Annotated in this window: 16 protein-coding genes; 1 reads left to right on the top strand and 15 read right to left on the bottom strand. The window is 45.3% G+C overall.

The features are described 5' to 3' along the window. Nucleotides 1-492: 492 nt before the first annotated feature. The 3 genes from QZX60_RS08520 to QZX60_RS08510 all read right to left on the bottom strand — a co-directional run bounded on the left by QZX60_RS08520 (nucleotide 493) and on the right by QZX60_RS08510 (nucleotide 2,973). Nucleotides 493-873, bottom strand: a complete 381-nt coding sequence (locus QZX60_RS08520) for a DUF6883 domain-containing protein (RefSeq protein WP_295363726.1) — start codon at nucleotides 871-873, stop codon at nucleotides 493-495. Between the two features lie 573 nt (nucleotides 874-1,446). Next, the gene (locus QZX60_RS08515; protein WP_295363723.1) at nucleotides 1,447-1,857 is read right to left on the bottom strand and encodes a hypothetical protein; all 411 of its coding nucleotides are present in this window, start codon (nucleotides 1,855-1,857) and stop codon (nucleotides 1,447-1,449) included. Nucleotides 1,858-1,914: 57 nt separating this feature from the next. Then, nucleotides 1,915-2,973 carry a DUF4417 domain-containing protein gene (locus QZX60_RS08510; RefSeq protein WP_295363720.1) on the bottom strand — a complete coding sequence of 353 codons (1,059 nt, stop codon included), beginning with the start codon at nucleotides 2,971-2,973 and terminating at the stop codon, nucleotides 1,915-1,917. 389 nt (nucleotides 2,974-3,362) lie between these two features. Between QZX60_RS08510 and QZX60_RS08505 the strand changes: the two genes are divergently transcribed. Then, entirely contained in the window at nucleotides 3,363-3,557 is a 195-nt protein-coding gene (locus QZX60_RS08505; protein ID WP_295363717.1) for a helix-turn-helix transcriptional regulator, read from the top strand. Nucleotides 3,558-3,700: 143 nt separating this feature from the next. Here the strand turns inward: QZX60_RS08505 and QZX60_RS08500 are convergent, their stop codons facing one another. The 12 genes from QZX60_RS08500 to QZX60_RS08445 all read right to left on the bottom strand — a co-directional run bounded on the left by QZX60_RS08500 (nucleotide 3,701) and on the right by QZX60_RS08445 (nucleotide 10,670). After that, nucleotides 3,701-4,117, bottom strand: a complete 417-nt coding sequence (locus tag QZX60_RS08500; RefSeq protein ID WP_295363714.1) for a hypothetical protein — start codon at nucleotides 4,115-4,117, stop codon at nucleotides 3,701-3,703. Between the two features lie 11 nt (nucleotides 4,118-4,128). Next, nucleotides 4,129-4,482, bottom strand: coding sequence for a hypothetical protein (locus QZX60_RS08495; RefSeq protein WP_295363711.1), 354 nt, complete (start codon nucleotides 4,480-4,482; stop codon nucleotides 4,129-4,131). An 87-nt stretch (nucleotides 4,483-4,569) separates the two neighbouring features. Next, nucleotides 4,570-4,920 carry a hypothetical protein gene (locus QZX60_RS08490; protein ID WP_295363708.1) on the bottom strand — a complete coding sequence of 117 codons (351 nt, stop codon included), beginning with the start codon at nucleotides 4,918-4,920 and terminating at the stop codon, nucleotides 4,570-4,572. Then, nucleotides 4,917-5,165: a hypothetical protein gene (locus QZX60_RS08485; protein WP_295363706.1), complete on the bottom strand. Its 249-nt coding sequence runs from the start codon at nucleotides 5,163-5,165 to the stop codon at nucleotides 4,917-4,919. Before QZX60_RS08485 ends, QZX60_RS08490 begins: the two co-directional genes overlap by 4 nt. A gap of 349 nt (nucleotides 5,166-5,514) precedes the next feature. Continuing rightward, nucleotides 5,515-6,354 (bottom strand): site-specific DNA-methyltransferase, encoded by an 840-nt coding sequence (locus QZX60_RS08480; protein WP_295363703.1) that lies wholly within the window; start codon nucleotides 6,352-6,354, stop codon nucleotides 5,515-5,517. A gap of 103 nt (nucleotides 6,355-6,457) precedes the next feature. Beyond that, nucleotides 6,458-7,228, bottom strand: coding sequence for a phosphoadenosine phosphosulfate reductase family protein (locus QZX60_RS08475; protein WP_295363700.1), 771 nt, complete (start codon nucleotides 7,226-7,228; stop codon nucleotides 6,458-6,460). Then, nucleotides 7,228-7,671 carry a dUTP diphosphatase gene (locus QZX60_RS08470; RefSeq protein WP_295363697.1) on the bottom strand — a complete coding sequence of 148 codons (444 nt, stop codon included), beginning with the start codon at nucleotides 7,669-7,671 and terminating at the stop codon, nucleotides 7,228-7,230. The genes QZX60_RS08475 and QZX60_RS08470 overlap by 1 nt, the downstream gene beginning before the upstream one ends. A 3-nt stretch (nucleotides 7,672-7,674) precedes the next feature. After that, a complete protein-coding gene (locus QZX60_RS08465; RefSeq protein ID WP_295363694.1) occupies nucleotides 7,675-7,893 on the bottom strand; it encodes a hypothetical protein in 219 nt (72 codons plus the stop codon). A gap of 2 nt (nucleotides 7,894-7,895) precedes the next feature. Continuing rightward, nucleotides 7,896-8,315: a hypothetical protein gene (locus QZX60_RS08460; protein WP_295363692.1), complete on the bottom strand. Its 420-nt coding sequence runs from the start codon at nucleotides 8,313-8,315 to the stop codon at nucleotides 7,896-7,898. Between the two features lie 10 nt (nucleotides 8,316-8,325). Continuing rightward, nucleotides 8,326-8,883, bottom strand: coding sequence for a replicative helicase loader/inhibitor (locus QZX60_RS08455; protein ID WP_295363689.1), 558 nt, complete (start codon nucleotides 8,881-8,883; stop codon nucleotides 8,326-8,328). Then, nucleotides 8,880-9,803, bottom strand: coding sequence for a DUF4373 domain-containing protein (locus QZX60_RS08450; protein ID WP_295363686.1), 924 nt, complete (start codon nucleotides 9,801-9,803; stop codon nucleotides 8,880-8,882). Before QZX60_RS08450 ends, QZX60_RS08455 begins: the two co-directional genes overlap by 4 nt. After that, nucleotides 9,804-10,670 carry a recombinase RecT gene (locus QZX60_RS08445; protein ID WP_295363683.1) on the bottom strand — a complete coding sequence of 289 codons (867 nt, stop codon included), beginning with the start codon at nucleotides 10,668-10,670 and terminating at the stop codon, nucleotides 9,804-9,806. Nucleotide 10,671 lies beyond the last annotated feature (1 nt).

Genomic DNA, 10,671 nt, shown 5'->3' with positions numbered 1-10,671 from the left:
AGAAATCAGCATCTAATTATTTTTATTTTGTGCTTGACTTTTGTTAGCAGGTTTTAATGCGCATCTCGAACTTTAAAGTCTTTCACATCAATTTCAAGTGTTAGCGTCGGGGACTGTTTACATGATGGCACATCCAGTACAAGGTGCTTAACGCCATCCAGTTCCTTGCCATCAAGCATTACGATTGTGCTCGTACAGCTGCTCATGTCGTAACAGCTTATTTGTAATTTCGGTTGTGTCTTCATTCTTGTTCACTTAATCTCAAATTCGCGGATTAGCTCCACCTCGTTAATAATCAATCCTGATGATTCCACTCTTTAAATGATTGAACCAATGCGATTTGATTTTCTTCATAAAATTTCGGCATTTCATCTCTGCCTGTTATTTCCACAAGGTAGCAATCATCTTTCAAACTGTCACTGATCCAGACAATGAAGCCTGTCTCTCCAGTTTCTTTTATTCTTACCTTGTCATGAAGATGATAAATCACTGTTATGATCTGCCTTTCAACTTTTTATTGTGGTACGCTGTTACCAGTCTTGGAGCTTTACTCCCTTTTGGAATAATCCATCCCGTTGCAACCATACGTTTTTTACTAATACCTAAAAGCATGTTAACTTGAAAAACTTCATCGCCATTTGTATTTTTCCCATAAGAAAGCGCTTTATTTGTTTTTAATTTTGCCAAAATATCTTTTTTCAACCGCTCTCTATTTTTCATATTATAGCCTAATGCTTTAAAGAAATCAGCCTTATCTTTATCTCCATCAGGATTTAATAAATAATCTGTCATTTTATGCCTAGGGATAGTTGCTCTTCGATAATTTTTCAATCGTCTGATAATTCTATAACTGCTCGCGCCGCGTCCGCCCATTACAGTCACCCGTTATTAAAATGGCTCGTCTCTCCGTCTTCGTCTAATCGTGATATGATTCTTTTCAGGTTCATAAACTAAGCCATTACTACTTGCATAATCTGCTAATGCTCTCATATCTTTTCGCTTTAATCCCTTAGATGATATTTTAACACCGTTACTGATTCCGCGAATCTATCTTTGGCTGTGCGATTATACTGAGGTTTTTTCAATTCATCCCTTAACTGATCCGCTCGTCGTGAACTCATTTCAAGACCATTAACAACACGACTTGAGTTAATATAATTTCTTGCTCTACTATACAAGTTGGTTTCAGAATTAGCGTTTCTAAGCCTATTCCTTAAACTTCTCGCATTTTTCGAGCTTGCTCCTCTTCCTCCCATTTTTATTCCTCCTAATAAAAAAGAGACGCATTGCTGCATCTCTTAAATCACCGGCGCCTTGATTTGAACGAGGGTCTCTGCCGAAACAGTGTGCTCCCAGGCCTGCACCACCACCAGCTATTAAACAGGCATTTCCCGAATCAAACGGAAATCTCGGTGATGAATCGCGTGTTATCATTACACCAAATACCTATTTCTTAAGGTGATTATGCCATATTTTCAAAACTCGTTCAACCATTTTTCTTTCTTTAGCAGTCAAATGTGATGCGCCTTTCGGACTATCGTTTTCATTGTGTTCATATCCATGATGTGTGTGCGGCTGCATACCTTTATGGGCATGATTTAAGTTAATTGTTTTCTTTCGCTTATTATTGTCGTCAAAATAAGTAATTGACAATAAATCATCACCACCAACAGTCACGTAAACCCGGCCTTTTGTCATGGTTTCCATCAACGTTTCTGACTGACGATTATTTTTCGTGACAAATTTAATATTGCCTACTTGTAACGGCTTTTTGTCTTTTCCTCGTATCGTATTGTATTGAGAACCATATTTATTACCTTTTTCTGATATGCCGCTACTCGCTCCTCGTCCGCCCATTTGTTTTACAAGTCTCCATCTTTTTGACTGGATTGTTTCAAATCAAACCATTGAGAATCAACCTTTTGCATTCTCAAATTTCCTCGCTTCGATGTGTTTTACATTGATGCCGCCATAATCAAAATCAATCGGGGATCCGTAAATGAGTAAATTCTTCGGTTCAAGCCGTTCGATCGCCGCTTCCATGCCTTCGATCCAGATGGTTTTAGCATCCTCGTCTCGCATCACGCCAACCGTTGAGGTGGCATAAGTGCTGTGTTTAGGGAGCCCGTCGAAACAAAACTGATAAGTAGCCGGTTCCGCGTACATGAGCGTTGGGATTACTTTGATGCCCCGATCCTGCGCCATTTGTCCAATGAGCCTTGCCCGGTATACGTTCCAAATTTTTATTGCCATCGGCATATCAAGATAAAGGCTGTAGTCTGACGTCAGCATACAATCAAAGCGCGACAAAATCTCAAAATATTTTACCGGCTGACGCCAAACCCGCTCAAATTGGTAATCATCGATGAAAAAATGAACGCCTTTTTCGTATTCGTCGCTCCCTGTGGCGTAATTGAAACCTAATAATTCCTCCGGCATGTAATCGATCGGCGCTAAAGTCGGAATGTTAAAAGGTCCTTCCGTCCGATCCGGATCATAATCATTTAAGTTGTATTGATTGTACGTATTTTCCCGAGTGTCACCGTAATAGCCATCATCATCGTCGTCTTGCTCAATATCGCCTTCTGAATCTTTCAGATCCAGATCAAAATGCATCTCGTCAAAACCAAATTGCGACATATCCATGTCGATATTGCCCAGTTCGATATCTAATTTTTCAAAATCCCATTTCGAGATTTCCGCCGATTTGTTGTCCGCTAGACGATACGCCTTTACTTGATCGTCGGTCAAATCTTTGGCGCTAATTACCGGAACTTTGTTTAAACCTAATCGTTGTGCAGCTCTATACCGGGTATGTCCTGCGATGATCACATTATTTTTATCCACCACAATCGGAGAACGAAAGCCAAAGCGCCTGATAGAATTGGCTACATATTCGACGGCTTCGTCGTTGATTCTCGGATTGTTTTCGTATGGCATTAGTTGGTGAATGTTCATGTTTTCAATCTTCATGGTTATCTCTTTTCTTCTCGTTTTCAGGCATGAAAAAAGCACCTTTACAGGTGCAAAAAAACAATAAAAAAGCCTCCTTGCCTCTTGATTTTACACGCATTTACGTGTATAATATAATTATCCTAAAGGGAAGGAGGTCACTAAGATGGTTCTGATAACAACGCTGCTGAACTTGACAACCGCTATAATCCAGCTAATTACAGCGGTTATCATCATCAAGTCACAGCAATAAACTTTCGAAGGGGCAAAGCCCCTTCCTCGTTGTTATTATAAGCCATTCAAAACGCACATGCAAGCATTACAACTCACGACATTGATTGTCAGCATCATCGCTTTAGCCCTATCCGCATTCGCGCTGCACAACACTATGAAAAAATAAGGAGGTATCCATGAATTTAAAGCAGATTCGCAAATCGCGTGGGCTCTCTCAAGCTAAACTTGGAGAGCTTGCCAACGTTTCGATCAGAACCATTCAAGACATAGAACGGCGCGACGACTGCCGCGTGTCAACGGCGATTATCTTGGCCGACGCTCTCGGCGTCTCCCTCGATGCGCTCTGCCGTTCCGATCAGGCCGGGAATTAATCCCGGCTTTTCTTTTACAAAAAATGGAGCCTGTCCGGCTCCACTGGGGGAGGTAAATTTAAGACAATGTTATCTTGTAGTCGTTCCCCTATAAAAATATTACCATCATTTTTCAACTTGACTGTGAGTTTAACTGTGCTATTTTATTTATTTTTCATTATTTCAGCCGATACGTGCCGGATATAATCGTAGGACATATCCAGCTCCTCAGCAACCTCCCGAAGATTCAACCCCACAGTGTCGTGCAGCACTCTGATTTTAAAATTAAGGTCCTCATTTCTCTTCACAATCTCCTGAATCTTATCCAAGTGGCGATTCAGGTCCTGTTCATACTCGCGCAGCATCTCCAGATCACGATTGACCCGCATCAGCTCCGTCATCACGCTCTCCGCTTCCTGATGGTGATCGGCCCGAATCGCATCGGCGTCCCCATAGGATTGCCCTTTGCCGTAGCTGTTCGGCCCGGCGCTGCCGATCAGCCTCTTCCGCTTCTGCTGCAGAAACTTCCGCCGATCCCGAATGTACGCCTGCTCTTCCCTGATCGTCCTGCTTGTCGCCATCGTTCCTCCCTCTATTTGTCCTTTATCAACTTCTGATCGGTCCCGGCTTCCCATTCGTGATAGAGCTTAAACCAGTCGCCGATTCGCATCGTCACCAGCGTCTCACAATTATTTTTCCGGTGAAACACGGCCGGAATTTCGCCCTGCCTGTCGTCTCTGACCGCCTGATCCATCGCACGATGGATGTTTAATCGCTCCACGCGCTTCGCCTCGACGTGAATCCCCGGCAGGCCTACGACGTCGGCGTCCCCGTTCGCACCGCAGTACTGCTGGCCGCGCCGGGCTTGCTTAAACCCCTCATCTTTGAACGCGGCGGCCAGTTCGCGCTCATACCGTGCGCCCTTCTGCCTGCTATTTACAGGCATATCCGCCGCCTGCTAAAACAAAAACATCGGCCGAATAAATTAATCTGTAACCATGATTCTGCATACCGCTTGCCGTCCGATAAATCCTTATACTTCGTCAAATAATGATGTATCACAACATCCTCCTTTTAAAATCTGAATGTCAGCGTAAACTCTGATCAAATTTTCTTGCGTCCTTTGTAATAGCTTTATATCAGCTTTGCTCAACCAGCCACGCTTATATCCTAAATTTGCGATATCCTCGAGTTCATTCAAATCTCTCTCGATTCTTGATTTCATTCTTCTTAATGAGTTGACATACTTTCTGTAGTCGCCTAAATACCCATCTGCTTTTAATGTTTCAAGCAATTTCTTGTGATATTCCAACTCCAATTCTTTATCGCAGTCATCTGTCTTTTGATATATATTTCCAATCTCATCTATGCATCTTCTAATCATTTCTTCGCCAACTCCTCCTTAAGCGATAGTTCATATTCGTGAAGCACATCTATGTCTGCATCAAAGACTTCTACTATGACATCATCCTCAAATTGAAATAAGTTAAAGCTTTCTAAACTAACGGCATTAATTACATTTTCGCCTGAAATGATCTCTCGGTCTGTCTTTTGAAGCGGTTCGCCACCGCTCATCCAGAATATTTCCCCGCTATCAACGTCTTTAAATTTTCTCTTTACAATTTGCATATATCCTCCTAACTAATTACCGCCGTCAGTGCTGGGCGCTGTGTGAATCTTAGAACAATACGAAAAATAATACACGAAATTCTAAGAGATATACTTCAATTTTCAATTTGTACAAATGCCTGTGATTCTTCCGCTGTCTTATACCCATAACCAGCCATTGCTTGAATACTTATGGCCAGATTCACTCGCTGCCCTATATTGATAACTGTTCGGTATTCCCGAACAGTTCAAAACAAACTTAAATAATTGACGTAACCATTCACGAATCAAAAATGCTGAAATAGTAACCTTCCCTCCTTTCCTGCTATAGGTCCAGCTTTCAGTGCCCAGCATTGGCGGCGGTTTAAATTTAACTGATTAATTGATCGACCATCCCGATCTGCCCGGTGATCTGATCTTCTTGATAGCCATACGCATTCTCTTCTGACAAGATCATTTTTGCTTTAGCTAACCGATAAAAATGCTTTGAACACTCAAAGCCATAAGCGTCTCGACCAACCTCCTGACACGCTCTCAACGTTGCACCTGATCCAGCAACTGGATCAATAACCACATCGCCCGGGTCCGTAAACAACTTAATCAAGTTCTTTAACAGCTTAATCGGCTTCTGCGTCGGATGAATTTTGGGGTATTTTTTCCCATCGCGCTCCCACATGATCCAATCGAATATCATATTGCCTTCGTTGTTAAACTTCGGCAGCTTATCTCTATAAAGCAGCAGCGCATGTTCTGTAGCGCCGACAATCCGCATATTTGCCTTTAAGACCTGGGCGGAATAATTCTTGCAGAATGTGAGGTGCTGATAATTGGCAAAGCCGTGCTTTTTCGCGTACTTTAAAACCATTTGGATTTGCTGGAAAGCACAGGACACAATCATGCACGGTGCTTTTCCGCGCTCTTTGGGCTCTTTTTTTAAAAGCCGGTTACAAAAATGGAAATACTCGGCAATATTGAAATTGAAGTCCGTATTGAATGCGCTTTTCCCGGCCTTCTTGCTCTCTCCGTTCTTGTTATCTCCGCCCACGTACCATTCCGGGCTGGAACCGTAAAAATTATTGCCGATGTTATACGGAATATCGGCGATTACCAGCTGCGCCCTTGGGATGTTGTACCGCTTAAAATTTTGAAAATTGTCGTTAAACAGTTCACACCGTGGCAGCCTATTTTTATTTCTCTTGTGTCCGTTCATGGCTTTTCCCCTTTTCTTTTTTTGTCTAATTCAATATCGCAAATCATCAGCGACACACCGACCGATATCAATGCCGGCAGCGCCACCAAAAACAAAAGTAAAATCATTTCAAATTCCAAAATTGATTCCCTAAGTCCATCGCAATTTGTTTGCCGTCGTCTTTTTTAAACCGGTATCCAATGCGTCTGTATTCCGCGTACACCGGTGCCCATATCCTTTCGCATTGTTTCTTTTCGTTCGGGAAAAAGCGCTCCAATGTATCCAGGTTTTGTTGAATATCAATCGCAAATGGGCAGCCCTTGCATCCGGTCCTGTAAAATTTATAAGGCGGTTTATAAATGTCGCAGATTTCAATCTGATAGGTTTTAATCAACCATTCTTCCCACTCTTTCGATATGGGCAGCAATGGATTAAAAGTAGTTAATCTTTTTTTGTTGAACGCTAGACATGTAGCCCGCTCACGTCGTCCGCCCTCGGCGTGCATGATGCCGGTAATGGTATAGGGCTTCCCGTGTGCTTTGCTCCAGCTGTCAAGCTGATAAACATCCACTATGGCTGAATGCAATTTGCTTTTGAATGGATATCCATCCTCCTCTAAGCTCTTTTTGATCGGCACCGACGGCCGGATTATCACAATGCGATCATCCTTTTCGGCCTGTTTCTTAACGAAATCCCGGACCATGTTATATTCAATGCCTGTATCGGCATACACTCGCGGGATGCGGTTATCTGGGACAGCCTGATCAATGATCCATGACAGCACGGTGCTGTCTTTGCCGCCCGAATAGCTTAAATAAAAATTATCAATGCCGTACTGTCTGAACACGCTTTGGATTTTTTGCTTGCGATCTAGTAATAAAAATGCGTTGTCCATCAGTCACCCGTCGTCCCAAATCCGCCGCGGTTTTCCCCGTCGAGGTGGTCCACCTCAATCAGTGTTGACCGCAATTGATCCCAATTGTCCACAATCTCAAACTGTGCGATTCGCGTATGTGCTGGAATCGTGACTGTCTCGATTGCGTATGCTGGGAATTTCCAATAATCTTCGTTTCCGCAATATTCCGTGTCAATGATTCCCACAGAATTCGCAAGTAAAATATGCCATTTCTTGTGCGTTGAAGACCGTGGATAAACCCTTGCAAAGGTGTAATCTGGCAGATTCATTGCAACGCCCAAATCGATCATCTTCACCTCGCCCTTTGCGATCGTTACCGTCTCACTTGTGGCCAAATCGTACATGGCTCCGTGCTTTTCAATCTTCGGCATCCCTGGCCGATACTTCACCAAAATTGGCAGCAGAATATTATTTTCATCCATCTCTCAAGCCCTCACTTTCTTGGACCGCAGGCGCGGCCGCCATATCTCAACTTGTGCATCGTCATCGACGTGCTCAAAATGCGGCTTTTCCGGCCGCATATCAAATGCGTTTAGAGGTCCGCCATCCGGTCTGTCCCGGTTTAGTGTTTTCATCCACACCACGCCGTCAAACTTGAATAAATCGTTGATTTCCAGATCCTTAAATTTCGTTAAGTTATCCACAATTAATCCTCCTTATCCACATACATGTAATCAATATCCAGTAATTCCGAGATAAATTCCGGCAGCCGGTCAAAATCAATTTCAAGGGCGCCGCATTTTCCCGCAGAAATGCCAATATAGCCGTCTTCTCGGTTAACGAAGAAGCTCAGCCCAGTGATCGTCTCAGAATCGTAATAGAGGCCCTTTTCTGGATTTTTAGTATTAAAGGACCGTGAGAGTCTATGCGGCATCAGCGGAATGATGAGCCCATTGATCATCAGCTTCGGTCCGCGGGCTCGCTTGATCTGGTCCAGAAATTCCAAGACCTTCACCGCCTGGTCGATCGACTCCGCTGTATAAGGGTGTCGGGCCTTGATACCTCTTAAGTCACGGCCTACGGCTCTTAGGTTTGTGGTTTGGATCGGGTTCTCTTGCTTGCTCATGGTTCTCCTTTCACGTCGGCAGCTTAAAATGATCGGCCATGCCTTCAATCAGCCGATCCGCGCGGCTGTTCTCTGCAATCACCGATTTCTCTGGCTGATTCAGTGCCGGATAGTCTGGCGTCGTGTCTTCCTGCATGGCAGAGAAGAACTTGAAGAACCGATCCTGGTAATCCGTGAAATATCTGCCTGACATATAACACCCCGCCAAGGTCCGAAGCGTCTGCGGATCTTTAACGTACGCCTTGACCGGCGGCGAGAGCTTCTCAAATTCGGTCTCTGCGTTCGCCAGGGAATCGCGCAGCGCCATTTCAATTTCATGCCAGCCGTCCATCGCTGAAAGCTTCGGCTGTCCGCGCTTAATTATCGCCTTGATCTGCCCGACTGTCGGCGCGAAGGCGTGATCGCCGTCGATCCACTCGCCCACCGCGTCGAGCACGGTCCTGAAGTCGGTCTCTTTGAAGCGCCAGGCCCAGAGCACGGCAATGTCCTCGGCGCTGCCGTTTGTATCAAAATTCGGATAAGCGGCCTTGATCATCTTCATGATCCGGCCGGTTTCATTTGCATTCATCTTCCACCTCGTGCCAATTTATCGTAAAACGTTTCTTTAGCGGCCTGCTGCCGATTCTTATACTTCCCCTCGATGATCTTCTGGAAGTTCGCGGGCTTAATCACCCAATCGAAGTCGGCCTGCCAGTCTCCCGCTCGGCCGCTGAGCCAGTCCGAAGCGCTGACCATATCGAATACCGCGAGCACGGTCTTCGCGCCTTCGGCCTTCACCCTTGCCCTCAGATTCTTTTTCCTGGCGCTGCTCCAATGTGCTGCCTTTCTTACAGATGCGATCCCGGTCGGTTCTGCGACATGATGATTCCAGTAGTCGATGTAGAGTTGATAATCGAAGTGCGGCGCGTCAGCGCCCACAACGTCGGCGGAGTCCGACGTATATGTATTCTTTACTCTACTTTGCTTTACTTTACTTTCCTTTGCTTTAGGGATTGATTCTCCGGTTACTGCCGTTTCCGGTTCGGAAACGTGGGTTTTCTCCCCGGAAACTGAAAAAAGGTCGAGCTTAACCAGAGACCCTTTCGGAATCTCTTTTTCATCCAGCAAAAACAGGTCTTTGCGCATACGGATGTTGTCGCGTTTTGAGGCACTTTTAATAAATCGCTTTTGTATGCCTCTGGAGGTTAAAATCTGTTCCTGACTGAAAAGTGTGTAATCGAACAGTGACCGCGCAGCCGAGAATTCAATAACCTGCGACACCAACTCGGGTGAAGCGCCACAACCGACAGTTTCCGCCATCATGAGGCAGTCGTCTTCATCCCAAGTCATATAATAGCCGTGGTTCTCATAGATCTCGCAGAATACCTGAATGAGAACCACTAAGCCTTTTGCACCAAACTTTGCCTTTACAAGCCTGGTCTTTTTATCCCGAAAGAACCCGCAATCAAAAGGAAAGTAATCAAGTCCTTCTTTTTGCGGTCTTGCCATTTACTTCAACCTTGCATCCATCGCTGTCTGTTCGGCAGCGGCTTCCTTCTGGCTGCTTTCAGCCTGGGAATCCTCTTCTTCCTCATCAACCATTTCATACTGTGTTTCATCCGGCAGATCAACCATATTGGCGTCCAGCGTCGTCTTGATCGTCTCATCGGCGCTGACTTCTTTGACGAACTCAGTGGACAGTGGCGCGTATTTCAGTACGCGTTTTAATACCGTCTTCTTTGCCATTTCATCAAAGTTGGTCTGCCATGGGCTGGTATATCCTTTTTTGTACGTCTTGGAGTATTTCCTGGCGAAGGCGTCCACCGCGGCCTTACTCATGACTTCAAAGCCAAAACCGCCGTTGATCAGCGTAAAGACGGCGTAATAATACACAACCTCCCCGCGGTCGAGATCGGTGGATGGGATGTGTTTCAGGTGCGGCTCAAGGCCATATTCGTAACTGAACTCATCCGCCGCATACACCTCTTTGGCGTAAATGCTTTTGAACTGCCCGGACCGATATGCTAGTGTGATCAGACCTTTGTATCCGGTCTGATACTGGCATTCCAATTTGCCATGATTGCGGTACGGGATGAGGTACGCCTGCCCCAGCGGGGTGTTGGGCTCTAAGCCCAGCTGCGCGGCCTGCATCATCGCCCCACAGAAGCTAGCGGGCGTACACTCTGCCAGCTTCGGATTGCTGGAAATGGCGGTCATCACCATCCGTGTGAACCGCTCCGGCGTGATCACCGAAGGCAGTGCCTTCTTGATCGCCGGTTCCATGACCTTCACCCAGTCCTTAATGCTCTGCGGCGCATGTCTTGCGCTCTGAGCGCTCTGATTGGCCCTTTTTTCGAGGGCTTCCTTCACAGCCATC

Origin of the sequence: uncultured Pseudoramibacter sp. (assembly GCF_903789625.1) — a bacterium.
Classification (GTDB): Bacteria; Bacillota; Clostridia; order Eubacteriales; family Eubacteriaceae; genus Pseudoramibacter; species Pseudoramibacter fermentans.
This window is presented reverse-complemented; position numbering and strand designations above follow the sequence as displayed.